The sequence below is a fragment of the Paenibacillus periandrae genome (assembly GCF_022458865.1).
Classification (GTDB): Bacteria; Bacillota; Bacilli; order Paenibacillales; family NBRC-103111; genus Paenibacillus_S; species Paenibacillus_S periandrae.
The window spans coordinates 1-25,279 of sequence record NZ_JAJNMU010000040.1 but is presented as its reverse complement, the minus strand read 5'-3'; the positions used below and the strand labels follow the sequence as shown (position 1 = coordinate 25,279).

The window sequence follows — 25,279 nt, the reverse complement described above, 5'->3', positions numbered from 1 at the left end:
GAACAAGGGGAGGGTCTTTATTTTTGGAAATAAAAAGAACCGTCTCATCAGCAGCTTGTGCTGCTAAAAGACGGTCCTCAATGTACATATGGAAATACTTATAGCTTGGTAATGACTTTATCGATCAGACCATAGGCCCGCGCGTCTTCGGCATACATGAAATTGTCGCGATCGGTGTCTTTTTCGATTTGTTCAAAGGTTTGCCCTGTACGTTCAGCCAAAATTGTATTTAATTTATCACGCATTTTAATAATACGATTAGCGCGAATTGCAATATCGCTAGCCTGACCTTCGGCACCACCAAGCGGTTGGTGAATCATAACCTCGCTGTTCGGAAGCGCAAAACGTTTGCCTTTAGCACCAGCTGCCAGCAGGAATGCACCCATTGAAGCTGCCATACCTACGCAAATGGTTGATACGTCGGGCTTGATGAACTGCATGGTATCAAAGATCGCCATGCCTGAAGTAATGGAACCGCCTGGACTGTTGATATAAATATTAATGTCTTTGTCAGGATCCTGCGCGGCCAAGAACAGCAACTGGGCAATAATGGCGTTCGCTACTTGGTCGTTAATGGCCGTACCGAGAAAAATAATGCGATCCTTCAGCAAACGGGAGTATATGTCATACGCTCGCTCTCCTCTGGCATCGGGTTCAACTACCATGGGTATAAAACTCATAAGCTGCAGCCTCCTAAAAGTACATGAATGTTTGATAACACTATAACCATCATAACGGAAATATAAACAAAGGTCAAGAAAGGTCAAACGATCGGCATTAAAAAACCTTTACAACGCAGTCTTGAAGCTGATGACCGTATCGCAAAGGTTAAGATGTTTGTATGAATAACACTTAATCGTTGAAGGTTAATGGCGCGCCCGCAAGGAATCGAACCTTGATCTCAGGCTTCGGAGGCCTACGTCATATCCATTGGACCACGGGCGCACATTTAAAATATAGTTTAAAATGAACAAGCAAGGGTTATTATATGATATGCGGGGCTAAATTGCAACCTTGATTTGTGGTGACATGACTTTTGACCAAATTGTGAATTGCTGTTGAAATTAACGAGTCAATTCGTTATAATGAAATTACTAAGAAAGTCTTAGTGCTTTTTTTTGGAAGATGTGGGACGAAAAATGTAGTGGCGGGACAAAAAAAGTCCATAGCATAGCGGGAGTGTAAAGTATGAGAGAAATTCTCGATATTCAAAAACAGCTTTTGCCCGATCTATTGGATACGATGAAAAAAAGGTATACGATTCTGCACTTCATTCGTGTATCCGGCATTGTAGGCCGCAGGACACTGGCAGGTTCACTGAACACCACGGAGCGTATTATGCGCAGCGAGGTCGATTTTTTGAAATCGCAGGGACTGCTTGAAATCGAGGCTTCCGGTATCCGGATCAGCGAAACGGGTCGGCAGCTGCTCGAGCAAATCGAACCGTTAGTCAAGGAGTTGTTCGGACTGACTGATCTTCAGGAGCAGATTCGAATGCATTTTAACCTGAAGCAGGTTGTTATTGTCCCAGGCGATTCAGAACTTTCACCCCACACCAAAAAGGAACTGGGACTCGTAGGCGCGGCCATTCTGCGCAAGTACGTAACCCAGGATGAGGTCATTGCGGTAACCGGTGGGTCCACAATGGCTGAAGTCGCGAATCACCTGTCTTCCTCCACATCGCTCAAGCGCTGCGTATTCGTACCAGCACGCGGCGGGCTGGGAGAAAGCATGGATTTCCAGGCCAATACGATTGCATCTACAATGGCGAAGAAAACCGGATCTCGTTACCGATTGCTGCATGTTCCTGACCAGCTTGGTGAGGAGGCTTATCAATCCTTGATGCAGGACAGCTCCATATTGGAGAGCATTGCCTTCATCAGAGGCGCTCGAATCGTTATTCATGGCATAGGAGAAGCTATGCTGATGGCAAGACGGCGTAAGGTTGATGAGTCGACTACAGCGATTTTGCAGCAGGATGGCGCTTTGGCGGAAGCATTCGGGTATTATTTTGACCGTGATGGGAAGATACTGCATAAGATGCCTACAGTCGGCTTGCGCATTGAGGACATTCAGGAAATGGACTGTGTCATCGGTGTGGCTGGAGGTAAAAGTAAAGGTGAGGCCATTGCTGCTGTGCTGAAATTTGGACATGAGGATATTCTTGTGACAGATGAAGCCGCTGCTATGGAGATTGTGCAAATGCTACATCTTGATGGGCATAGCCCGTCTTGACATAAATCCAATACACATTATTAGGAGGCTTTTTCAATGGTAAAAGTAGGTATTAACGGTTTTGGACGTATCGGTCGTAACGTGTTTCGCGCAGCTTTGGGTAATCCTGATGTAGAAATCATAGCTATCAACGATTTGACAGATGTAAACACATTGGCACATTTGTTGAAGTATGACACGACTCACGGCAGAATCAATGCAACCGTTGAAGCTGCTGAAGGCGCACTAATCGTTAACGGTAAATCCATTAAAGTATTTGCTGAGCGCAACCCGGAAAACCTGCCTTGGGGAGCTAACGGCGTAGAAATCGTTGTTGAATCCACAGGTATTTTCACTTCCAAAGAAAAAGCTTCCTTGCATATTAAAGGCGGCGCTAAAAAAGTAATCATCTCCGCTCCAGCTACTGACGAGGATATCACAATCGTTCTGGGCGTAAACGAAGATAAATACGATGCAGCAGCACACAACATCATTTCCAATGCTTCTTGCACAACCAACTGTCTGGCACCTTTTGCTAAAGTACTGAATGACAAATTCGGTATCGTTAAAGGTATGATGACTACCATCCATTCCTACACCAATGACCAATCCGTATTGGATCTGCCGCACAAAGACCTTCGTCGTGCTCGTGCAGCCGCTGAGAACATCATTCCTTCCACAACTGGCGCTGCCAAAGCAGTTTCCCTGGTATTGCCTGAGCTGAAAGGCTTGCTGAACGGTATGTCCTTCCGCGTACCTACGCCTAACGTATCCGTTACGGATCTGGTTGCTGAATTGAAAGTGAACGTTACTGTAGACGAAGTGAACGCAGCTTTGAAAGAAGCAGCTAACAGCACTTTGAAAGGCATCCTGAACTACTCCGACGAGCCGCTTGTATCGAGCGACTACAATGGCGACCCAGCTTCTTCCACAATTGATGCGCTTAGCACAATGGTTGTTGGCGACAACATGGTAAAAGTTGTTTCCTGGTATGACAACGAGTGGGGCTACTCCAACCGTGTTGTAGACTTGGCTGCTTTTATCGCGAAAAAAGGCCTGTAATTCACATTGTGGTTATGACAATTAGCTTGTGAACGAACTATCTTGTGCTAACAGACAATGGGAAGATGCCCCGGCTTCCGGAGCTTTTCTCATTGTGGTTACCGCAGGATGCTTTTCACAAAAGTCATACCCACAATTTTTGTATGCAGATAAATAGATACTCACAAGGAGGCGTTCCTGGATGAATAAGCAAAGCGTGCGTAACGTAGAAGTAAGCGGCAAAAAAGTGTTTGTGCGGGTGGATTTCAATGTACCTTTGGAGAACGGCGCCATTACTGATGATACACGGATTCGTGAAACACTTCCGACGATTCAATATTTAATTGAAAGAGGCGCTAAAGTTATTTTGGCAAGTCATTTGGGCCGCCCGAATGGAGCGGTAGTTGAAGAGCTGCGTTTGACACCCGTTGCAGCACGTTTGTCCGAGCTGTTGGGCAAGTCGGTTGTCAAAGCGGATGAGGCCATTGGCGAAGCAGTTCAGGCACAAGTCGCTGCACTGAAAGACGGTGATGTTCTGCTGCTCGAAAATGTACGTTTTTATCCAGGTGAAGAAGCCAATGATGCAGAGCTGGCAAAGTCTTTTGCAGGATTGGCAGATTTGTATGTCAATGATGCGTTTGGCGCGGCTCACCGTGCACATGCTTCGACTGAAGGCATCGCTCACCATTTGCCGGCAGTTTCCGGCCTATTGATGGAGAAGGAACTGGATGTATTGGGAAAAGCCCTGCACAATCCAGAGCGTCCGTTCACGGCGATTGTGGGTGGCTCCAAGGTTAAAGATAAAATCAATGTGATTACCAACCTGCTGAACATTGCTGACAATATCATCATAGGCGGCGGCTTGTCCTATACCTTCTTAAAAGCCCAAGGTCACGAAATCGGTAAATCCTTGGTAGACAACAGCAAGCTGGAGCTTGCACTCAGCTTCCTTGAAACAGCAAAGGAAAAAGGCGTGAACTTCCTGATTCCAGTTGACATTATTGTGGCTGACGATTTTAGTGCAAAGGCTAATACCCGTGCAGTTGCTATCAACGAAATTCCTGCTGATTGGGAAGGCATTGATATCGGTCCCAAGACACGTGAGATCTATGCCAAAACGATTGCTGAGTCCAAGCTGGTCGTTTGGAACGGACCGATGGGCGTGTTTGAAATCGAGCCTTTCTCCCATGGTACACGTGCTGTTGCACAAGCATGCGCGACTACTGAGGCTTATACAGTCATTGGCGGAGGCGATTCCGCAGCAGCGGTTGAGAAATTCCATCTGGCCGACCAAATGGACCATATTTCCACTGGCGGCGGCGCTTCTCTTGAATTTATGGAAGGCAAGGCTCTACCGGGCGTTGTCGCATTAAACGATAAATAAATACAGGGAGTGACACATATGCGTAAACCAATCATTGCAGGTAACTGGAAAATGTTTAAAACCGTAAGTGAAGCAGCTTCTTTCATTAATGAAATTAAAGGACAGGCAGAGGTTGACGGTGTTGACAGCGTAATCTGCGCACCTTATATCAGCTTGCCTGCGCTTGTAGAAGCGGTTAAAGGTACAACCTTGAAGATCGGTGCACAAAACCTGCACTGGGAAGATAACGGAGCTTACACAGGTGAAATCAGCGGTGTGATGCTGAAGGATCTGCGCGTGGACTACGTCATTATCGGTCATTCCGAGCGCCGTGCTTACTTTGCTGAGACGGACGAAACCGTTAATAAAAAAGTACATGCAGCTTTTAAGCATGGCTTAACTCCGATTGTTTGCGTAGGCGAAAAGCTGGAAGAGCGTGAAGCAGGCGATACCAAGTCCGTATGCAAGGTACAAACGGAAGCTGCTTTTGCCGGAATTAGCGCGGAGCAGGCGGCTCAAGTAGTCGTAGCGTATGAGCCGATCTGGGCTATTGGCACAGGTAAATCGTCGACAGCGGCAGATGCCAATGAAGTCATCAGCTACATCCGTGAGCTGGTTGCCGGCTTGTACAGCCAATCCGTAGCGGACGCGGTTCGTATTCAATACGGCGGCAGCGTGAAGCCGAACAATATCGGCGAATATATGCAGGAAGCGGATATCGATGGAGCTTTGGTAGGCGGAGCGAGCCTGGAGCCTGCATCATATACGCAGCTTGTTCAGGGGGCTAAGTAAGATGTCCAGACCTAAACCGGTAGCTTTAATTATCATGGATGGCTTCGGCCTGCGCGGTGAAGTCATGGGCAACGCAGTTGCACAAGCAAATAAACCGAACTATGACCGGTACATGGCTGAATATCCGCACACGACCTTAACGGCTTGCGGCGAAGCGGTTGGCCTTCCCGAAGGACAAATGGGCAACTCCGAGGTGGGTCATTTGAACATCGGAGCGGGGCGTATCGTATACCAGGATTTGACTCGGATCTCGAAATCGATTCGCGATGGAGATTTTTTTGATAACGAAACAATTTTGGGTGCAATCAACCATGCCAAGCAGAACGGCAAGAAGCTGCACCTATACGGATTATTGTCAGATGGCGGCGTTCACAGCCATATCGCTCACCTGTTCGCTTTACTGGAGGCTTGCAAAAAGCAGCAGTTCGAGGATGTTTACATTCACGCATTCCTCGATGGCCGCGACGTCGCTCCAGATAGTGCAAAGATGTATATGGAGCAATTGCTGGCCAAAATTACAGAGGTCGGTGTAGGCAAAATTGCAACCGTTCAAGGCCGCTATTATGCTATGGACCGCGACAAGCGCTGGGATCGTGTAGAGAAGTCGTATCGTGCTATGGTTTATGGCGAGGGTCCGCACAATACGGATCCGCTGCAGGCGATTATTGACTCTTACACGTCATCCGTATTTGATGAATTTGTGGAGCCGACGGTTATCGTCAAAGCCGATGGCCAGCCTGTGGGCTTGGTTGAATCCGAGGATTCCGTAATCTTCTTCAACTTCCGCCCGGATCGTGCGATTCAATTATCGAATGTGTTTACGAATACAGATTTTCAAAGCTTCGACCGCGGAGATAAGTGGCCGCATGATCTGTATTTTGTATGCTTGACACTTTTTAGTGAAACGGTTGGCGGCTATGTTGCGTATAGTCCCAAGAACCTCGACAACACACTTGGTGAGGTTCTGGTTCAAAATAACCTGACTCAGCTGCGCATTGCCGAGACCGAGAAGTACCCTCATGTAACTTTCTTTTTCAGCGGCGGGCGTGATCATGAGCTGCCTGGGGAAACTCGGATTCTAATCAATTCGCCCAAAGTAGCTACTTATGATCTGCAGCCGGAAATGAGCGCGTATGAGCTTGCAGAAGCAGCGGTTAAGGAGATTGAAGCGGAGCGTCAGGATGTGATCATCATGAACTTTGCCAATCCCGATATGGTTGGGCATTCCGGTTTGCTGGAGCCGACGATCAAGGCAGTTGAAGCTACCGATACCTGCATGGGGCGAGTTGTGGAAGCAGTGCTTGCCAAAGGCGGTGTTGCGTTGATTACAGCTGACCATGGAAACGCGGATCTGGTTACGAATGAAGATGGAACCCGTAATACGGCGCATACAACGAATCCGGTGCCTTTTATTGTGACGTCCAAACATGTTACACTAAGAAACGATGGCATATTGGCAGATATTGCCCCAACGATTCTCAGTCTGCTCGATGTAAAAAAGCCGGTTGAAATGACGGGTACGACATTAATTTAAGTTTGAGAGCTAAAGCGTTCATGCAGAGCCTTGACTTAAAAGGGGATATTCATCCCTAAAATAAAATATTGAGGGAGTGTTTCGTAGTTATGACAACGATTAGTAATGTGTATGCACGTGAAGTATTGGATTCCCGCGGTAACCCGACTGTAGAAGTAGAAGTATATTTGGAGTCCGGCGCAAGAGGCCGCGCTATCGTTCCATCCGGTGCTTCGACTGGTGCTTATGAAGCGGTTGAGCTTCGTGATGGAGACAAATCCCGTTACCTGGGTAAAGGCGTTATCAAAGCGGTTGACAATGTTAATGATATCATCGCTCCTGAGCTGATCGGTATGGACGCTTTGGATCAAGTCGGTATCGACCAAAAAATGATCGAGCTTGACGGTACACCGAATAAAGCCAAATTGGGCGCTAACGCTATTCTTGCCGTTTCTATGGCAGTTGCTCGTGCAAGCTCCGATGCTCTGGATATTCCTTTGTACGTATACTTAGGTGGATTTAACGCAAAGCAGCTTCCGGTTCCGATGATGAACATCATCAACGGTGGCGCTCATGCTGACAATAATGTTGATGTTCAAGAGTTCATGGTGATCCCGGTTGGCGCTCCTTCCTTCAAGGAAGCGTTGCGTACAGGCGCGGAAATTTTCCATGCTTTGAAAACAGTTCTGAAAGAAAAAGGCTTGAACACTGCAGTTGGCGACGAAGGCGGCTTTGCTCCTAACTTTGCTTCCAACGAAGAGGCGATCACTACCATCTTGACGGCAATTGAGCTTGCTGGCTACAAACCAGGTGTTGACGTATTCCTGGGTATGGATGTTGCCTCCACTGAGTTCTACAAAGACGGTAAATACCATCTGGAAGGCGAAGGCAAATCCTATACTTCCGCTGAGTTCGTAGACTTCCTGGCTGATTGGGCTGACAGATATCCAATCATCACTATTGAAGATGGCTGCTCCGAGGATGATTGGGAAGGCTGGAAGCTGTTGACTGAGAAGCTTGGCAGCAAAATTCAATTGGTTGGTGACGATTTGTTCGTAACTAACACAGAACGTTTGGGCAGAGGTATCGACGAAAATATCGGTAACTCGATCCTGGTTAAGGTTAACCAAATCGGTACTTTGACTGAAACGTTTGATGCGATTGAAATGGCTAAACGCGCTGGTTACACAGCTGTTATCTCTCACCGTTCAGGTGAAAGCGAAGATAGCACTATCGCTGATATTGCGGTTGCTACCAATGCAGGCCAAATTAAAACGGGTGCACCATCACGTACAGACCGTGTTGCTAAGTACAACCAATTGCTTCGCATCGAAGATCAATTGCGTGACACTGCTATTTACGCTGGTAAAAAAGCATTCTACAACCTTAAAAACTTTAAATAATTAAATAATAGCTGCATATGAATAGTGTTACGCGCTGTACATATGCAGCTTCTCAGGGGGAATCCACGATGAGCAACTGGTTAAAGACTGTATGTTTTCTTATAGGGTCTGCCTTGCTTACACGGTGGATTCCCTTTTCTTCGTATTTTCGCAGTCTGGATACAATGATCCATGAGTTCGGCCATGCTGTTGTCACTTTGGCGCTGTCGGGCCGGGTGATGTTTATCGAGTTGAATGCTGACCACAGCGGGGTAACGTACTCCTCTGTCACCAATAGCTGGAGCTTGCTGCCGATCGCGTTGGCCGGGTATACAGCTGCGTCCATATTTGCTGTTGTATTGTTCAAATTGCAGTCTTATGGCAAGCAGCAGCTCGGACTTCAAATTATGACACTGCTGGCCCTCATTTCCTTAATACTCTTTGTCCGTAATGGATATGGTATGATATGGTCAATTGGGTTTATTGCACTCAATGTTGTGATGTTATTCGTAGTACCGCGGTGGCTGCGGGACGGCTATTATTTGCTGTTGGCATTCCTGACGCTGGAGGAGTCCGTAATGGGGCCGATTACGTTGATCATCTATGCGGTCAATAATCCGGCGGCGGCAGGGGATGCAGCCAATTTGGCAAAGCTCACCTGGATTCCGACGATCGTATGGGCAATCTTGTTTACACTGTTCTCGCTATGGTGCGCCAAGAGCGCTATAGGGGCGTTTTTGAATCGGAGGAGGCCTAAGGCTGTGCCTCCGGCTTATGAGTCCTATAAGTAGGTCTGGAATTCGTTAGAATTTAAAAATGAGCTAAGGGCTGCCGTTAGGCAGTCCTTTTTGCTTTCACATTTTTTGAAACGTAATTATTGAGTACAATAAGAGCCTGCAAGGAGCAAAATGATTTAATTATCGATATAACTCCGCATAATAAAACGACGTGAAAAGGGATTGACATTCGAGTGATAGAGTGAATATAATGACTTATACACTAATATATGAATATATGCTCATATGATTGTTGAAAAGAGGACTGATCATAATGGAAACCAAAGAACATGTGAAGCGTGAGCTGATATTAGAGGGTTTGGATTGTGCCAACTGTGCTATGAAAATTGAGAATGGTGTACAGAAAATACCAGGTGTTTCCTCGTGCTCCGTTAATTTTGTTACCAAGACATTAACTGTGGAAACTGAAAAAGGTCAGGATGAAGCGATAATAGCAGAGGCGAAGAAAAAGGTGAATAGGTTAGAGCCTCACATTCAAGTGATGGAGAAAGTAAAAGCAACCTCAACAGGAAGCTTTTCGAGACAATCAGCGCGTCATGACCATGGTGCTGCAGGTCAAGCTAACAGTATGAATTCAAAGACACATACTCATGACCATGAAGCAGAGAGACATTCTCACGACCATGAAGCAGAGAGACATTCTCACGACCATGAAGCAGAGAGACATTCTCACGACCATGAAGCAGAGAGACATTCTCACGACCATGAAGCAGAGAGACATTCTCACGACCATGGAACAGATAGTCATACACATAGCCATGGATCTGATGGTCACTCTCATGCACATGGATCTGAGGGGCATTCTCATGATCATGGACCCGAGGGACACGTTCACGCACATGGATTAGAAGATCATGCACACGATCATGGTGAAGAAGGTCACACCCATGATCATGGCAGCGGCAGTGCCAAAAAAATGTCGATTCGTTTAGGGATCGGTGTCATTTTATCCGCGATTGGGATGTTTGCGCCAGTTTCAGGAATATGGGAGCTTGGGATATTTCTCCTGGCCTATGTGATTGTCGGTGGGGACATTGTCCTGCAGGCTGCCAAAAATGTGGTGCGCGGCCAAGTATTTGACGAAAACTTTTTAATGGCCATTGCAACGATTGGAGCTTTTGCTGTTAACCAGTATCCCGAAGGTGTTGCGGTTATGTTATTTTATCAGGTCGGAGAATTGTTCCAGGGTATCGCAGTCAATCGCTCACGTAAATCGATTAGCTCGCTGATGGACATACGCCCGGATTATGCCAATCTTAAAATCGGCATCGATACGAAGCGGGTCTCTCCGGAAGAAATAAATATTGGCGATTATATTGTTGTAAAACCCGGCGAAAAGGTGCCTTTGGACGGTAAAGTTCTAGAAGGCAGCTCCATGGTGGATACGTCAGCTCTGACTGGGGAATCGGTGCCGCGGGAGGTTGAGGCCGGTCATGATGTATTAAGCGGATTTATTAACAAAAATGGCGTATTAACCGTGGAGGTTACGAAAAGCTTCGGAGAATCAACCGTTTCAAAGATTTTGGAGTTGGTGCAAAATGCGAGCAGCAAAAAAGCACCAACCGAAAAGTTTATTACTAAATTCGCGCGTTATTATACACCTGTCGTCGTCATTATAGCTTTACTATTAGCCGTGGTGCCGCCTTTGATCATAAGTGGTGCAACCTTCTCGGATTGGATTTATCGTGCTTTAATATTCCTTGTTATTTCTTGTCCGTGTGCCTTGGTCGTTTCGATTCCCCTTGGATTCTTTGGTGGAATCGGCGCGGCATCCAAATCAGGTATTCTGATTAAAGGAAGTAATTACCTGGAAGCTTTAAATGATGTGAAATATGTGGTGTTCGATAAAACGGGTACCTTGACCAAGGGAGCCTTTAAAGTAACGGAAATCAAAGCGGTAGGCGGCACATCCAAGGATGAGCTATTGCAGGTTGCCGCGTATGCGGAGGCGCATTCCACGCATCCGATCGCTGAATCGATCCGAGCCGCCTTTGGAAAAGAGATCAACCAAGCGGATATTCAAGGCTATAATGAAATTTCCGGACACGGGATTCAGGTCATGATTCAGGGAAAAGAAGTTCTTGCTGGGAATGCCAAGCTGATGAGCAAGGAACAGATTACTATTTTGTCACCTGAAGAAGTGGGAACGATTGTTCATATTGCCGTTGAGAAACAATATCTTGGATACATTGTCATAGCTGATGAAGTCAAAGAAGATTCAGCCGAGGCGATTCGTTTATTAAAAGGTCTTGGGGTCAAAAAGACGATCATGCTGACGGGGGACGCCAAGGCTGTTGCGGATGCTGTAGGCCGTAAGCTGGCTATTGATGAGGTCCATGCGGAGCTGCTCCCACAAAACAAGGTGGAAGAAATCGAACAATTAGATAAGCTGAAAACAAAAAAAGAAAAAATCATTTTTGTGGGAGATGGGATCAACGATACGCCGGTGCTGGCTCGTGCCGATGTGGGAATCGCGATGGGCGGCTTAGGTTCGGACGCAGCGATAGAAGCAGCAGACATTGTAATTATGACGGATGAACCTTCAAAAATAGCCGCTGCAATCGATATCGCGAAGCGTACTCGACGCATTGTTTGGCAAAATATCATTTTTGCTTTAGCCGTCAAAGGTGTATTCCTTTTACTTGGCGCTTTCGGAATCGCGACGATGTGGGAAGCTGTTTTCTCGGATGTGGGTGTAACCCTGATTGCAGTTTTAAATGCGATGCGTGTACTGAAATTGAAATAAAACAAGCACCAAGCTGACCAGACATGATGTTTGGTTGGCTTGTTTTATTGTGTATGGATATCGGATTTAGAGTTCCGCGGCGTCGGTTTGTATGTGTACTGATTTTTGATATGGAAATACGTTTTAATGTTAAAGGTTTAATGTTATCTATTTAAGCCAGCTTGGATATTAATATATAGAAGAGAACAGAACATACAAACCATCAGATAATGCTCAATGCGGTTACATATGCGGGCTGCATTTGTTTAGGCGCTTCGAAGGAGATTAGGTTTGCCAGCTGGACAAGGCTATGTTATTATAATAGTACTGTGTAATTTAGGATCGAGGTGGGAATATGGAAATTGCTTTGAAAATAATATTGGTCATTGCATCCTTGGGTTTGATCGCTGCGGTATTGCTACAGCAAGGGAAAAGCGCGGGTTTATCCGGTGCCATCTCCGGAGGTGCAGAGCATTTATTTGGTAAACAAAAGGCTCGTGGCATGGAGCTCTTTTTATCTCGTTTAACTATGGGCTTGGCTGCAACGTTTTTCATTCTATCGGTGATTGTAGCTTATTTCGTTAAGCATATTTAAATAATAAGCAACACAGCAGGGGACCTTTACTCCTGCTGTTTTTTTGTTGGAAATCGGGCCACTGCCAAGTAAGAATGATTCCAAACCGCCGTTACCGGTTGCTGTTCATTTACGTAAACTGTAGTGCCCGGCATGGGTTGCCATGATTCATAATTGAAAATTGGGTAAAACTAAGAAGAAGGACTATTTATAGTTTACATATAGAAAAGAAGGAGGTTGATGAAGCTTGATACAACGTGAACAAATATTGGATTATATGCATGATACGGATTATAAGCCGATGACATATCAGGAGCTGGAAAAGCAGTTCCAGATTACGAGTGCGCAGGATTTTAAAAGCTTTCTCAAGCTGTTGAATGAATTGGAAAATGAGGGTCATATCGTAAGATCCCGAACGGAGCGTTATGGAATACCGGAACGGATGAATTTATTGCGAGGTAGATTGCAGGCGCATGCCAAAGGGTTTGGATTCCTTATTCCTGAGGATCGTGATCACCCGGATGTCTACATTCATGCAAACGATATGGGCGGTGCAATGAATGGAGATACCATTCTGGTTCGTATTACAACTAGAGGAGCGGCCGGTGGAAAGCTGGAGGGTGAGGTAGCCAAGGTGGTTACACGGGCCAACACGCAGATCGTCGGGTTGTTTCAGATGAATGAGGGATATGCTTTTGTGCTGCCGGATGATAAGCGGATAGGGCGAGATATTTTTATCCCTAAGGAAGCTTTCCATGGAGCGATGGATGGGCATAAGGTAGTTGTTAACATTTTATCGTACCCCGAAGGTCGTGCGGCTGCGGAGGGTGAAGTGATCGAAATTCTCGGACACAAAAATGATCCGGGTGTCGATATAATTTCGATTATTCGCAAGCATCGTCTGCCGGAATCGTTCCCAGATGAGGTATTGGAGGAAGCGACGTCGGTTCCTGAGGTGATTGCCGAGTCTGATCTGGTCGGACGACGTGATTTGCGCGGCAAACGTATTGTTACGATTGACGGCGAGGATGCCAAGGATCTGGATGATGCGGTTAATGTGGAGCGGCTGGATAACGGGAATTACGTATTAGGTGTGCATATTGCAGATGTTAGCTATTATGTGCGTGAAGGCTCTCCGCTGGATCGGGAAGCCTATAATCGGGGCTGTAGTGTGTACTTGGTGGATCGTGTCATTCCGATGCTGCCTCATCGGCTGTCGAACGGGATTTGTTCATTGAATCCACAGGTGGACAGGCTGACGATGTCCTGTGAAATGGAATTTGATGAGCATGCGAAGGTAGTACGCCATGATGTGTTTACCAGTGTAATCAAGACGAGTGAGCGGATGACGTATACGAATGTGCGCAAGCTGCTGTCTGACGAGCCGGAGGCTGAGCTGCTTGAGCGTTACGCGTATTTGATGGATGATTTTCGTTTGATGCAGGAGTTGGCCGGCAAGCTGCGCAATCGTCGGATGAAGCGCGGTGCGATCGATTTTGATTTCGAAGAGTCGAAGATTCTGGTCGATGCGAGTGGTAAGCCTACAGATATTGTAAAAAGAGAACGCTCGGTTGCCGAGCAAATTATCGAGGAATTTATGCTTGCGGCGAATGAGACGGTTGCCGAGCACTTTCATTGGTTGAAGGTACCTTTCCTATACCGGATTCATGAAGACCCGGATAATGAGAAGCTGCAGCATTTTATGGAATTTATTACCAATTTCGGCTATGCGGTGCGCGGTAGAGGCAATACGGTACATCCTCAGGCTCTGCAATCGCTGCTTAATGAGATTAAAGGCACCAAAGAAGAGCGGGTTATCAGCACGGTTATGCTGCGTTCGATGAAGCAGGCCAAATATGATGCCATGAGCACAGGACATTTTGGTCTGGCAGCGGAATTTTATTCCCATTTCACCTCCCCGATCAGGCGTTACCCGGATCTCATTATCCACCGAGTTATTCGCGAGGTTTTGGAGCAAGGGGATATGCAGGCAAAACGGCATGAATATTTGTCGAGCCGGATGGAGGATATTGCGAAGCAATCCTCTGAGCGTGAGCGTGTCGCTGTAGATGCGGAGCGTGAGACTGAGGCATTGAAGAAAGCCGAATTCATGATGGATAAGGTTGGCGAGGAATTCGAGGGAATGATCAGCAGTGTAACGAGCTTCGGTATCTTTGTGGAGCTGGATAACACAGTAGAGGGTCTTATCCGCTTGAGCGATATGCATGATGATTATTATCATTATCATGAAGCGCAGCTGGCTTTAATAGGGGAGCGAACCTCCAAGGTATACCGTCTTGGTGATGAGGTTAAGGTAAGGGTTGCACGTGTAAGTACAGAGGAGCATACGATCGACTTCGAGATGGTGGATATGCAGCCGCGTCAGAAGAAAATCGGCTTGATCGACGCATTGAAGGCGGTTCGACGCGGGGATAAGCGTGGAGGCCGTCGTGGCGAAGCAGGCAGTGGAGCAGGCAGTGGAGCAGGCGGACGCGGTGGTGCGGGAGCAGCTAAGGGCGCTCGCGGCGGCAAGCGGGGCAAAGGCGGTGCTGTAGCGAGTGGCAGCGGCAAGGGCAGCGGTAAAGGTAAGGCGAAGGCGGATAGCAGCTTTAGCAGTGCTCGTGCGAATGCAGTGGATGCGAGGGCTGCAAGTGAAGGTGCGACAAGCTCAGCGAGCCTGAGAAGATCAGGTGTCCAGGACGGTGCGAGTGTTGGTGATGAAGGCATAACAAACGATGGGTGGAGCAGCAGCAAGCGAGGAGCCAAGGCGCTGGCGGGATTAGCTGGAGATCGAAGCAGTAGAAAACGCAAAAGTAAGGGCAAATCTGGCGCAGCTGCAGGCTTGGAAAGTGTAGCCTTTGGTAAACGCAGCGGCAAGGGGTCACTTGGTGTGACGTTAGGTGGCACAAGTGCAGCGAGCGGCAGAAAGCGCGGCAGCAAGGGCATTAATGGCATCTCATTGAGCGGTGAGGGACCAGCTGGAGAGAGTGGGCGCAGCAGCAAAGGCTTACCCGGAGCCGATATTGGTGGCTCAGGTGAAGCGGGCAGCAGAAAGCGCGCGAGTAAAGGTAGTACGGTTGCCGTTGGCAAAGGTACTGGTGTAGATGCTGCAAAGGCTCGTGCGTTGGATGCCGCTGCAAAGGGCGATGGAGGCGGGCAGCCGCGCAAACGGAGAAAGCAAACCAAAAAGTAGCTTGTTCGCTTGCTTCTGGGGATTGGAGTTTGGTAAAATGAATTCCAATCCCTTTTTAAGGGCTTCGTTTTTATTGAAGGTGCAATGTGGGAAGGAGTGGAGATTTGCGATGGGGAATAGAGCGGATGGCAAGGTGCTTGCACAAAACAAAAAGGCTTCCCACGACTATTTTATTGAGGACACCTATGAATGCGGTATTGTTTTGACCGGAACGGAGATCAAATCACTTCGTCTTGGCCGGGCCAATATCGGGGATGCTTTTGCTACCATTCGTAATGGCGAAGCTTTCATTCACAACATTCATATCAGTCCGTTCGAGCAGGGGAATCGTCATAATCCCTCGGACCCGACAAGAGCACGGAAGCTGCTGCTCAAAAAGGTGGAAATTCGTAAGCTGTTCGGGTTGGCTAAGCAGGACGGTTATGCGCTCGTACCTTTGAAAATATATGTGCGCAACGGTTTTGCCAAGCTGCTCATTGGTTTGGGTAAAGGTAAAAAGCAATATGACAAACGGGATACGGCTGCAAAACGCGATGCACAACGTGATATTCAAAGAGTGCTCCGCGAGAAGCAGAAGGTTGCTCGTTAGTAATGTTTGTTTGAACGGAATACTATAAAAACAGTGTGGCAGCATATCTCTGTGCTTCCAGAAAGACGGACTGCTTTTTGTTTGAAATTGTGTTATACTAAGTAAGCATCTTCAGTGATGTGATTCATCTTTGTGGCTTTCTAAATGGAAGTACACTTATGCGGGGACGTTCTTGGATTCGACGGGGATAGTTCGAGCATGAGTAGCGGGTAGTGGGGACGCGTCCGCTTTATCAACGCTAAAGCCTATTAAACGGCAAACAACAACAAAACTACGCTTTCGCAGCCTAAGAAACTGTGTGCGTGCTTCTACCTCGCATCACCCATGTGTTAGGATAGGGGCTCAACCTTAAGTGGGATACGCCGCTTGGTCTCCGCCTGGGGTCAATCGGAAGAAGACAATCAGGCTGACCTGAAGGAGAGCCGGTTACGGGGCGCTTCTAAGGTGACATCAAAACTGTAGCTACACCCGTAGAAGCTTGTGTGCCGTTATCTTCGGACAGGGGTTCGACTCCCCTCGTCTCCATAAGTACAAATGTGAGGAGCACCCAGAGGGTGCTCTTTCTCTTTATAGATCTTTCTGTGTATAATGAAGATTAATCCTACTTGATTGGAGGGATACCTATAATGTTCACTGAAATTGATGGAAAAAAGCAACTTCTGGATGAGAAGAGACCATTGCCCATACATACTTTGCGCAGTATTCGCGAGCACTTAATCGTTAATTGGACCTATCACTCCAACGCTATTGAAGGCAATACTTTGACCTTGTCCGAGACAAAGGTTGCTCTTGAGGGGATTACGATTGGCGGTAAGACCATTAAGGAACACCTAGAAGTAATTAATCATAAAGAAGCGATCTTGTATGTCGAGGAGATTGTGGGTCGCCAAGAACCACTATCCGAGTGGCAAATCAAGAATATACATCGACTGATCCTCAAAAGCATAGACGACGAACATGCAGGAGTGTATAGAAAAGAGAATGTAATTATTAGCGGCGCAACCCATATCCCACCTGATTTTGTCCAAGTTCAGGATCAGATGGAACAACTAATTAATGTTTATGGGGAGTGGCAAACAAGTAAGCATGCTTTGGAACGTTCCGCCCTGCTTCATGTTGAGTTCGTTAAAATTCATCCTTTCATTGATGGTAACGGTAGGACAGCGCGGTTGCTGCTTAACTTTGAGTTAATGAAAAATGGCTACCCGCCAATTGTTATTGAGAAAGAAGATCGGGCTGAGTATTATGCCGCGCTGGATTTGGCTCATACTACTGGCGATAACGAACCGTTTCTATCTTTGGTTGCAAGGACTCTGGGCAGAACCTTTGATCTGTATTTGAAGTTAGTATAAAGGGCGCTTCTAGGGTGACATCGAAGCTGTGACTACACCCGAAGAATCTTATGTGGCGTTATCTTCGGACAGGGGTTCGACTCCCCTCGTCTCCATATGCTAAATCCACAACAGGGAGCTTAAAGATAACTTCTAAATGCTTTTCGTAGACGATTACCTTTTCCACATAGCTGGCGATGAACTTCTTGATCTCAGGAATGTCTCGCTTTGCAATGTGGTCCCTGAACTGAGAAAGCAGTTGTCGCAGAGTATCCTCTGTGATGGCTGCTTTTTCTGTTATGTCCTTAACTGCGAGGAGCTTCTGTTCGAAATGCAGCTTTTGAGCCTCCAATTCGAAGTGGAACATGAAGTTGTTGTAAGCCGTGAACATGCAAGCTAATGGTGTATGAGGAGTGCTTAATGCTTGAGTTTTTTATATTGGAAACGTTATGTCTGTCATATCAAATAATGCTAGAATAAGAAACGGTACTAAGTTTACTAGAAGAGAATGGGATTCAAAAGATCAAATGGAGGATCGGATAACATGTCACGTACAGATGGGTTCAAACTAGAGGAAATTTTGAAGTTAACTCCAATGGAAGTTTCTTCTTTTTTACATATTGCTATAGCTCTGGCGAAGTTGGTTCAAACGGTTCATCAGGGCAATGCGATCATTGGCGATTTGAATCCATCCTGTGTCCGAATCCAGGAGGATCTGAATCTAGCTGTTCTCGCAGAAAGTCGCGAGCTGGATTACGCTTATCTATCTCCCGAACAAGCAGGCAGGATGAATCGTACGCCTGATGAGCGCAGCGATTTGTATGCGTTAGGTATAATGTTTTACGAGATGCTGGCAGGGCGGTTGCCTTTTCAAGCACAGAGTAAGGAAGAGTGGGTACACGCCCATCTTGCAGTGATGCCCAATCCTCTGCGCGAGCTGCGTCCAGAGATGGCAGGTCCATTTGAAGATATCATTATGAAGCTGTTATCGAAGTCACCTGAGGAGCGCTATCAGAGCTCTTATGGTTTATTGACCGATTTAAAATGCTGCGCTTTGTCTTTGGAGCAAAGGGGAGAGATCGTCCCTTTCGAGATTGCTCGTGCAGATGAGGCTAGTCAATTTCGGCTTCCGCGGACTCTCTTCGGCCGTGAAGCAGAAGCAGAAAAGCTGCACGAAGCTTTCGAACAGACTCGTACTGGTGCATCAGCGTTCGTATTCATTAGCGGGAAGGCAGGCAGCGGTAAAACCGCATTAATCCGAGAGCTTCAGCCATCGGTTATAAGGGCTGGAGGTCGGTTCATTTCAGGCAAATGCGATCTCATGAATCGGGATATTCCTTTTGAACCGATCCTTCAAGCTCTGCGAAGATTGATTCGGCAAATCTGGAGTGCATCGCCCGAAAAAGTAACGAAGCTGAAGGTCCGATTAGCGGAATCTTTAAGCACGGGAGCAGGCGTTATTGCACAGCTTCTACCGGAAGCTGCATCGCTTCTCGGCGATTTTCCTGCGGTGGAACCCATATCTCCAGCCGAAGCAGCGATTCGTTTTCAACGACTACTGCCTATTTTCATAAAAAGTTTTTCCAGCAAGGACTATCCACTCGTGATGTTTTTGGACGATCTCCAATGGGCTGATCCAGCTACGCTGGATGTCCTCCGGACGGTTACGCATGACCGAAACCTCCATGGTTTGTTAGTGATAGGCGCTTTCCGAGAGGAACCGACACCAGGCTGGACGGAGAGTGGAGAGACCCTAGTTGCGGCTGCTCAATGGATCGAACAGGAGCTATCCCTACACAAGGCAGAAACCCCTCTACAGGTGCAACATATTGCGCTCGGGCCTTTGTCTTATATCGATGTGAGACAATTTGTCTCGCAAATTCTGAACGAAAATACGGCTCGTATCCGATTGCTTGCGGAGTCAATTTACCATAGAACAGGTGGTAATCCGCTTTACTTACACCGTCTTCTGGACAGTCTGTATCGCGAAAAAAGGCTGTATTTTGATAAGGAACAAGCCATTTGGACATGGGATGCAGATACAGTTGCACAAATACCCGAAGATCCGGACATCCTTCATTTAATTGGGAGTCGAATTCGTATGCTGCCGAATGAAACGATTGAACTGCTGACGATAGCGGCAGCCATCGGGCACCGATTCCGCCTTGCGACGATTGCTCTAGTAAGTGACTACACGTTGCCCTATACACGCAAACTTTTAGATTCAGCCGAGGAAGAAGCTTTAATTTGTCGGGAGAATGACACGGATGACCAGGCGGAAGCGGATAATGGTTATTATGCTTTTTTACATGACCGTGTTCAGCAGGCCGCCTATCAAGCTGTCCCCAAACAGGAACAAGCAGCTTTGCATCTGAAGATCGGACGCGCGATGCGTAGACAAGGGTTCGACCAAAAGGATGAATCTCTATTTGATTTGGTTTATCACTTGAATCTGAGTAGCCATGAGATGACTGATGAGACGGAGAAAAGAGAGCTGGCGGCATATAATCTTCAGGTTGGATTGAAATCGAAAGCTACTACAGCTTTTGCGACAGCGCAGCATTTTCTAGAAATGGGCTTGCGCCTAGCCCAGAACGATGAGCAGAGAACGGATTCACTTGCCTACCGGATCATGCTGGAGCTGCCTGAATGCGAATATATGTGTGGTCGCATCAATCGTGCGGATGAGCTGCTTGATCAGTTGATGACCCTTACCGCCGACTTGGTCCAGCGTTCCCGCATTTACATGATTCGAATCGCCATGAATGCGTATTTAAAAAGAAATCAGATAGCCGTAGATATCGGACGGCAGGCTCTGGCGGAATTCGGCTGGAAACTGCCAATGAAGCCTTCCAAAGCAGCGATCGTGAAGGAAGTCGTCATGACGCGAATCGCCTTGTATAGAATGCGTAAGGAGTTGCCGCACTTACCGTTAAGTCGTGATGACCGTTATAAAGCTTTGTCGGATCTGGTCATGGCGATATCGGCTTCGGTATTTAGCTTAAGTTTGGAACTGTATGCGGTACTGCTTTCAAGGTTTGTTCGCTATGGTTTGAAGCATGGAAATAATGAAGCTTTCACGGTGGTTCTTTGCATATACGGCAGCATTTTTGTTAAAAAACTCCGAGACTATTTTCCAGGTAACAATGTCGGGTTCCGCCCTACGGAGACTTTTTATACCGAGACGGCTTATCTTTTTTCGGCTTCTTTTGAAAGCAGAGCTTTACAATGCCATCTTCACCTGTATATGGGCCTCGTCAAGCAGTATCGGAATCCGCTAAAGGCGGTGGAGCATTTTGGGGAATCGATACGCTATGGACTGGAAGCTGGTGAAATGACCTTCGTTGGTCATGCGATGCATACGCATATTACCACGCATATTGGTGATTTACACACGTTGTCTGAACGTATTGCTTATTATGAAGAAGTTTCACAGCTGCTTTTGGATAAAGATACGTTACAATTATTTCATATCGCGAGACAATATATAACGGAGCTGACTGGATCAGCAAGCCAAATGGATGAGATTTCAGTTCCAATGGAGGGTAAGCCTCGTAACCAAACACAGAACAACCAGGCTTTCTATACCTGTACCTGCAGAATCGAGATTGCCTATCTGTCTGGACAATACCGTGAAGCTCTAAAATGGGCGGAGTTAGGCAGCAATTACTCTTATCAGCAAGCGCCCCTGCAAATCAGCAAACAGATGGTATATAAGTCGTTAACACTGGCTGCGCTGCATGCCGTGGCATTGCCTGAAGAATGTAGAAGCATTCGACAGTTGCTTAATCAACAATTACGCTCAATGGCACGTGATACTGGTTTTTACGGACAGGGGTCTTCCGCTTATCTGCTCATCGCGGCTGAATGGCAGCGAACCTGCGGCAACAGGGCGGCTGCCATGCAAGGTTTCGAAGATGCGATTCGGGCAGCGCGAAGCGAAGGATACGGGGTGATGGAAGCGATCGCATGCGAACGGGCTTCAATTTACTTCAGAGAAGCGGGCATGACTACGATGGCGGATACGCTCATGACGGATGCCTGTGCTACTTATTCGAAATGGGGGGCTGCTGCCAAAGCAAGCAAGCTGAGAGAGACATACCCTGAAATCCAATTATTTATGACCCGGCGGCAAGATAACAGGGTGGCGGTCGCTGAAGAAACAGGACAAGGTGAATTTGTGCGGGACATGACGCCCTCTACCGTTGATGAAAAGGAGCTCATTCGGCAAATTTCGAGCTGGTCGAGCACGGCGGATAACAAGGATGTGATGAGTCGCTTCCTTGAATCGGTGCTTCGTTATTTGGGTGCAGAGAAGGGATATGTGCTGAACAGCCATGAGAAAGGTTTCTTAATTGGAGCGCAAGCAGGAAGTGAAGAGGATACCCGAGAAGCTCCTTCGTATGCAGAAGCTATCGTTCGCTATGTTGTCAACAGCGGCGAACCCGTCGTGCTTGCCAATGCCTCCCAAAGCTCTTACGCGGCAGATGCTTACATCCGCCGCTACCAGCCGTATTCGGTTCTGTGTATGCCTGTTCTGTTCCCGGAGAAATCGCAGCCGTCTGTCCTTTATTTGGAGAATAACTTGATCCCTGGTGTTTTTACGGAGGAAAGGCTGGAAGTGCTGGATCTCATGATAACTCGAATGGTTTATCTGAAATCGCTCAAGGATTCCCGCAAGCAGATAAGCGTACCCAGTGATTCGAGCCGCAGTCCTGTGGATGCTTCCACAAAAGCTTCACAGTCGCTTGTTGATCCACTGACGAGCCGTGAAACGGAAATTTTGTACGCATTATCAGACGGTTTATCCAATAAGGAAATCGCCTATCGTTTTGGGATAACAGAAGCTACGGTCAAAAGCCACGTTTTCCGCTTATACGGAAAACTCGGCGTGAAGCGGCGAGGACAAGCGATTGCAGTAGCTAGAGAACTGCAATTCATTGATTAATTTATATAGATGATGTACGACAAGCCAACAATCAGAGCCATGAGGCGCCAGATTGTTGGCTTTTTCGACTTTTTTCTGGATTTACAACTTTAGTTTGACGCTTTTTTCGTGTTAACGAGCTATGCTGAGTCCCAGTGCAAGGAAGATTTGATCCGAATCGCCATACGACTTGTCACAAGGAAGGAGAAGAACTTATGGATGCTCAAGGTATGCTTCCTGACGAACCGCGCGTTCATGCGGAGAATGCTTCCTACGCCAAAGATCCGCCGCTGGTGGTACCCTTGACGAACCGTGAAATGGAAATTTTGCATCTGCTTGCGGACGGTTTATCGAATATGGAAATTGCCAATCACTTCGGACTCGCGGAAGCAACTGTAAAAAGTCATCTTGTTCATTTGTATAAAAAGCTGGGAAGTAAAAGGCGTACGCAAGCCATCGCATGGGCAAGGGCATGCAAGTTACTAGATTAGGTAAGGTAGTCGGAATTGCTGTATCGCCAATTATAATCAAACTAATGAATTTATAGGTGTAAATGTATATGAATCCATGTAAACCCCGACTTAGGTTTTGGTCAAGCAGATCCAAAAGTGTATTCTTGGTATTTCTACTCGCTATGATGTTCATTCCTTTCATGGGTACAGGTAACGTGGCCCATGTAGCCTCGCCAACTGGGACATCATCACCACAACTGACAGATGTTTCGTCGTAAATGGCACAATGTATGCGATAACGAGGTCATACGACGGCGCGAAATGGACGCAGGAGAACGATTTGCCAATGGCTGAAGGTGCTGTTGTGGGAATGTGCATCGGATTGGATGGCACGGATTCATTACAAGCCCGGTCGATCATCGGCTGATTCGAATGTTTGTTCGCAATTTTCTGTTTATTTTATCAAATAAGTTTTATGCAACGCTAGTGATCTGAAATCAAAGATTTAGAGGAGGAATTGTAATGCTTATGAAGTTAAAAAAAGGAATATCCGTCATGCTAGTGATGTTGATGGTGATAGGTGGTATGACGGGGTTATTGGTGCCTGGAGGAGGTAAAGCGTATGCTGAAGGGTTCGCAGGAGGTCAGGGTTCACAAAGTGATCCTTATCAGATTGCCACTGCTGCTCAGCTCGATGAGGTCAGGAATCATTTAGACGCTTCGTTCAAGCTGATAGCAGATATTGATTTGAACGTCAGTCCCTACAAAGACGCTCAGGGCTGGGTGCCGATAGGTAATGATATTTCACCGTTTACAGGAAACATGAACGGCAAGGGTTATAAAATCACGAATCTAACGATTAATAGATCAAGCAGTGACTATATAGGGCTTTTCGGAGCAACGGATTCGAATAGTGTTATAACCAATATCAAGCTTGAAGATATTAGTGTACAAGGTCAAAATTATGTAGGCGGCTTAGTTGGTGATAATCAAGGAACAATCAGCAACAGCTATACTACAGGCAACAGCACCACAGTAAGTGTGAGTGGATCTCAAAATGTAGGCGGCTTGGTTGGTGTTAATGAATTTGGCTCCATTAGTAACAGCTACGCCACAGGAAATGTGAATGGATCCGATTATTATGCAGGCGGCTTGGTTGGTAATAATTATTCGGGCTCCATTAGTAACAGCTACGCCACGGGAAGTGTGAATGGAAATAATTCTGTAGGTGGCTTAGCTGGTAATATTTTTTTTGGCTCCATTAATAACAGCTACGCCACGGGAAGAGTCAATGGAAATATTTATGTAGGCGGCTTGGTTGGTAATAATATTAATAATTACGGAACAATCACTAACAGCTTCTACAACATTGACACAACAGGTCAGCCTTCGGGTAATCCAGCAAATGGAATTGGTCAATCAACTGCCGAAATGAAACTGGAAAGCACTTATGTCAATTGGGATTTCAGCTTAGATTGGTATATGCTACTAGATCAATACCCACAATTATGGGCTCTATCGAATATCACGCCGACAGCCGTTCCAACTGCGGCATTGGCAGTTGGAACAAGTGCAGGAACAACAAGGTTGAATAGTGTAACAAGTGCGATGGAGTACAAGGTGAATAGTGGCAGTTACAATACGGTCACAGGTACTACTTATGTTGATAATATTAGTGTAAATGCTGGAGATACAATCTCGGTTCGTGTAACAGCAACTGCGCAACAACCTAAATCAAGTGACCGAACACTGACAGTAGCTCTAGCGGACATCAAGCCGGCAGCAGCGCCGACAACAGCGGCATTGGCAGCTGGGACCAACGAGGGAACAACGAAGTTAAGCGGTGTGACGAGTGCGATGGAGTACTCGGTTAACGGAGCTGATTATCTTCCAATCGCTGGTACTTATGTTGATAATATTAGCGTATCTGTGACAAATACAATTACTGTCCAAGTGAAGGCAACCGCACAACAGCCTGCGTCATTAGGTCAAACATTAACGGTCTCTCTAGCAAACATCAAGCCAAGTTCTGCGGCAACGTTGACCTCCACCATAGGAACGGTAAGTACAGGCGGAACAGCGAATGAAACGATAACGAACATTCCCAACGGAACAACCTTAGCAGTGCTCAAGGCAGCGATCACGCCATCAGCGAATGCAACGTTTCAAGTTTACGATGCAGATGGAACGACAGTAGCTGCAACTTTGTCAACAGGCAAGAAGGTCATAGTTACCGCACAAGATGGAACAACGAAGGTTACGTATACCGTGACGGTGAATGCAGCATTAAGCACTGTTGCAACGTTGACCTCTACCATAGGAACGGTAAGCACAGGCGGAACAGCGAATGAAACGATAACGAACATTCCCAACGGAACAACCTTAG

18 protein-coding genes, 1 tRNA gene and 1 other RNA gene are annotated in these 25,279 nt (G+C 46.8%); 17 read left to right on the top strand and 3 right to left on the bottom strand.

Features of this window, described 5'->3' with window-relative positions:
• Positions 1-98: 98 nt before the first annotated feature.
• A complete protein-coding gene (gene clpP / locus LRL21_RS40850; protein ID WP_240421530.1) occupies positions 99-680 on the bottom strand; it encodes an ATP-dependent Clp endopeptidase proteolytic subunit ClpP in 582 nt (193 codons plus the stop codon).
• Between the two features lie 190 nt (positions 681-870).
• Positions 871-945, bottom strand: a tRNA-Arg gene (locus LRL21_RS40845).
• A gap of 243 nt (positions 946-1,188) precedes the next feature.
• Between LRL21_RS40845 and LRL21_RS40840 the strand changes: the two genes are divergently transcribed.
• The 13 genes from LRL21_RS40840 (at position 1,189) to LRL21_RS40780 (ending at position 17,535) form a co-directional block, all read left to right on the top strand.
• A complete protein-coding gene (locus tag LRL21_RS40840; RefSeq protein ID WP_240421529.1) occupies positions 1,189-2,235 on the top strand; it encodes a sugar-binding transcriptional regulator in 1,047 nt (348 codons plus the stop codon).
• A 36-nt stretch (positions 2,236-2,271) separates the two neighbouring features.
• Positions 2,272-3,276, top strand: a complete 1,005-nt coding sequence (gene gap, locus LRL21_RS40835; protein ID WP_076230556.1) for a type I glyceraldehyde-3-phosphate dehydrogenase — start codon at positions 2,272-2,274, stop codon at positions 3,274-3,276.
• A 181-nt stretch (positions 3,277-3,457) separates the two neighbouring features.
• A complete protein-coding gene (locus LRL21_RS40830; RefSeq protein ID WP_240421528.1) occupies positions 3,458-4,639 on the top strand; it encodes a phosphoglycerate kinase in 1,182 nt (393 codons plus the stop codon).
• A gap of 18 nt (positions 4,640-4,657) precedes the next feature.
• On the top strand, positions 4,658-5,410 hold the full coding sequence (gene tpiA, locus LRL21_RS40825; RefSeq protein ID WP_240421527.1) for a triose-phosphate isomerase: 753 nt from the start codon (positions 4,658-4,660) through the stop codon (positions 5,408-5,410).
• 1 nt (position 5,411) lies between these two features.
• A complete protein-coding gene (gpmI, locus tag LRL21_RS40820) occupies positions 5,412-6,944 on the top strand; it encodes a 2,3-bisphosphoglycerate-independent phosphoglycerate mutase (protein ID WP_240421526.1) in 1,533 nt (510 codons plus the stop codon).
• Positions 6,945-7,033: 89 nt separating this feature from the next.
• Positions 7,034-8,326 (top strand): phosphopyruvate hydratase, encoded by a 1,293-nt coding sequence (gene eno / locus LRL21_RS40815; RefSeq protein ID WP_240421525.1) that lies wholly within the window; start codon positions 7,034-7,036, stop codon positions 8,324-8,326.
• 68 nt (positions 8,327-8,394) lie between these two features.
• Positions 8,395-9,096: a M50 family metallopeptidase gene (locus tag LRL21_RS40810; RefSeq protein ID WP_240421524.1), complete on the top strand. Its 702-nt coding sequence runs from the start codon at positions 8,395-8,397 to the stop codon at positions 9,094-9,096.
• A 259-nt stretch (positions 9,097-9,355) separates the two neighbouring features.
• The gene (locus LRL21_RS40805; RefSeq protein WP_240421523.1) at positions 9,356-11,848 is read left to right on the top strand and encodes a heavy metal translocating P-type ATPase; all 2,493 of its coding nucleotides are present in this window, start codon (positions 9,356-9,358) and stop codon (positions 11,846-11,848) included.
• Between the two features lie 334 nt (positions 11,849-12,182).
• Positions 12,183-12,422 (top strand): preprotein translocase subunit SecG, encoded by a 240-nt coding sequence (secG, locus tag LRL21_RS40800; RefSeq protein ID WP_240421522.1) that lies wholly within the window; start codon positions 12,183-12,185, stop codon positions 12,420-12,422.
• 226 nt (positions 12,423-12,648) lie between these two features.
• Entirely contained in the window at positions 12,649-15,594 is a 2,946-nt protein-coding gene (gene rnr, locus LRL21_RS40795; protein WP_240421521.1) for a ribonuclease R, read from the top strand.
• Positions 15,595-15,703: 109 nt separating this feature from the next.
• The gene (smpB, locus tag LRL21_RS40790; protein ID WP_076230538.1) at positions 15,704-16,183 is read left to right on the top strand and encodes an SsrA-binding protein SmpB; all 480 of its coding nucleotides are present in this window, start codon (positions 15,704-15,706) and stop codon (positions 16,181-16,183) included.
• A gap of 162 nt (positions 16,184-16,345) precedes the next feature.
• Positions 16,346-16,711: a transfer-messenger RNA gene (gene ssrA / locus LRL21_RS40785) on the top strand.
• Positions 16,712-16,809: 98 nt separating this feature from the next.
• Positions 16,810-17,535, top strand: a complete 726-nt coding sequence (locus LRL21_RS40780; RefSeq protein WP_240421520.1) for a Fic family protein — start codon at positions 16,810-16,812, stop codon at positions 17,533-17,535.
• Between the two features lie 58 nt (positions 17,536-17,593).
• Here LRL21_RS40780 and LRL21_RS40775 read toward each other — a convergent pair whose 3' ends face one another.
• On the bottom strand, positions 17,594-17,905 hold the full coding sequence (locus LRL21_RS40775; RefSeq protein ID WP_240421519.1) for a hypothetical protein: 312 nt from the start codon (positions 17,903-17,905) through the stop codon (positions 17,594-17,596).
• 153 nt (positions 17,906-18,058) lie between these two features.
• Between LRL21_RS40775 and LRL21_RS40770 the strand changes: the two genes are divergently transcribed.
• The 4 genes from LRL21_RS40770 to LRL21_RS40755 form a co-directional block, all read left to right on the top strand.
• The gene (locus tag LRL21_RS40770; RefSeq protein ID WP_240421518.1) at positions 18,059-22,462 is read left to right on the top strand and encodes a helix-turn-helix transcriptional regulator; all 4,404 of its coding nucleotides are present in this window, start codon (positions 18,059-18,061) and stop codon (positions 22,460-22,462) included.
• A gap of 194 nt (positions 22,463-22,656) precedes the next feature.
• Positions 22,657-22,932, top strand: coding sequence for a response regulator transcription factor (locus tag LRL21_RS40765; protein WP_240421517.1), 276 nt, complete (start codon positions 22,657-22,659; stop codon positions 22,930-22,932).
• A gap of 247 nt (positions 22,933-23,179) precedes the next feature.
• Complete coding sequence (locus tag LRL21_RS40760; RefSeq protein WP_240421516.1) at positions 23,180-23,320, top strand: hypothetical protein; 141 nt, start codon at positions 23,180-23,182, stop codon at positions 23,318-23,320.
• A gap of 95 nt (positions 23,321-23,415) precedes the next feature.
• Positions 23,416-25,279 (top strand): beta strand repeat-containing protein (locus tag LRL21_RS40755; RefSeq protein ID WP_275901145.1); only part of this gene is annotated, 1,864 nt, incomplete at its 3' end.

What these genes read in the sequence shown, in the direction of transcription:
- clpP (WP_240421530.1), bottom strand. Translation starts at nt 680, where the DNA reads ATGAGTTTTATACCCATGGTAGTTGAACCCGATGCCAGAGGAGAGCGA.
- LRL21_RS40840 (WP_240421529.1), top strand. Translation starts at nt 1,189, where the DNA reads ATGAGAGAAATTCTCGATATTCAAAAACAGCTTTTGCCCGATCTATTG.
- gap (WP_076230556.1), top strand. Translation starts at nt 2,272, where the DNA reads ATGGTAAAAGTAGGTATTAACGGTTTTGGACGTATCGGTCGTAACGTG.
- LRL21_RS40830 (WP_240421528.1), top strand. Translation starts at nt 3,458, where the DNA reads ATGAATAAGCAAAGCGTGCGTAACGTAGAAGTAAGCGGCAAAAAAGTG.
- tpiA (WP_240421527.1), top strand. Translation starts at nt 4,658, where the DNA reads ATGCGTAAACCAATCATTGCAGGTAACTGGAAAATGTTTAAAACCGTA.
- gpmI (WP_240421526.1), top strand. Translation starts at nt 5,412, where the DNA reads ATGTCCAGACCTAAACCGGTAGCTTTAATTATCATGGATGGCTTCGGC.
- eno (WP_240421525.1), top strand. Translation starts at nt 7,034, where the DNA reads ATGACAACGATTAGTAATGTGTATGCACGTGAAGTATTGGATTCCCGC.
- LRL21_RS40810 (WP_240421524.1), top strand. Translation starts at nt 8,395, where the DNA reads ATGAGCAACTGGTTAAAGACTGTATGTTTTCTTATAGGGTCTGCCTTG.
- LRL21_RS40805 (WP_240421523.1), top strand. Translation starts at nt 9,356, where the DNA reads ATGGAAACCAAAGAACATGTGAAGCGTGAGCTGATATTAGAGGGTTTG.
- secG (WP_240421522.1), top strand. Translation starts at nt 12,183, where the DNA reads ATGGAAATTGCTTTGAAAATAATATTGGTCATTGCATCCTTGGGTTTG.
- smpB (WP_076230538.1), top strand. Translation starts at nt 15,704, where the DNA reads ATGGGGAATAGAGCGGATGGCAAGGTGCTTGCACAAAACAAAAAGGCT.
- LRL21_RS40780 (WP_240421520.1), top strand. Translation starts at nt 16,810, where the DNA reads ATGTTCACTGAAATTGATGGAAAAAAGCAACTTCTGGATGAGAAGAGA.
- LRL21_RS40775 (WP_240421519.1), bottom strand. Translation starts at nt 17,905, where the DNA reads ATGTTCACGGCTTACAACAACTTCATGTTCCACTTCGAATTGGAGGCT.
- LRL21_RS40770 (WP_240421518.1), top strand. Translation starts at nt 18,059, where the DNA reads ATGTCACGTACAGATGGGTTCAAACTAGAGGAAATTTTGAAGTTAACT.
- LRL21_RS40765 (WP_240421517.1), top strand. Translation starts at nt 22,657, where the DNA reads ATGGATGCTCAAGGTATGCTTCCTGACGAACCGCGCGTTCATGCGGAG.
- LRL21_RS40760 (WP_240421516.1), top strand. Translation starts at nt 23,180, where the DNA reads ATGTATGCGATAACGAGGTCATACGACGGCGCGAAATGGACGCAGGAG.